Below are 427 nucleotides of genomic sequence, written 5' to 3' on the forward strand. Positions count from 1 at the left end.
GAACCGCCGCTCCGTCTCGACGACGTACGCGAACAGACCGACCACGTCGCGGTACTCGCGGTACAGCGCGAGCTCCATGTCGGTCTCGTAGTTCTCCAGGTCCTCCGCGCTCACCGGACCATCATCCCCCATCGCACGGTCACGACGACGCGGCGGGGTCCCCGTCGGCCAGCAGGGGCTCGGCGTGCCACCCGGGCCCGCTCGCCTCCACCGGCCGCTCCTGCACGGCCGGCAGCCGCCACGAGCGTCGGTGCAGCGGCGTCGGACCGTGCTCGCGCAGCGCCGCGAGGTGCTCGGGCGCGGCGTACCCCTTGTTCTCGTCCCAGCGGTACGCGGGGTGGGCGGCGGCGTGCCGCACCATCAACGCGTCGCGCTCGCACTTGGCCAGGACGCTCGCCGCGGCCACGCTCGCCCACGAGCGGTCGGC

General features: G+C 74.5%; 1 protein-coding gene and 1 pseudogene. Both read right to left on the minus strand.

The features are described 5' to 3' along the window. A partial coding sequence (locus G3I71_RS48260; protein ID WP_164325318.1) for a DUF2469 family protein occupies nt 1-114 on the minus strand: 114 nt, incomplete at its 3' end. A 25-nt stretch (nt 115-139) separates the two neighbouring features. Then, nucleotides 140-427 (minus strand): annotated as a pseudogene (locus G3I71_RS48265) (ribonuclease HII); the annotation flags it as partial.

The sequence above is a fragment of the Streptomyces sp. SID12501 genome, assembly GCF_010550245.1.
In the GTDB taxonomy this organism is placed as follows: domain Bacteria; phylum Actinomycetota; class Actinomycetes; order Streptomycetales; family Streptomycetaceae; genus Streptomyces.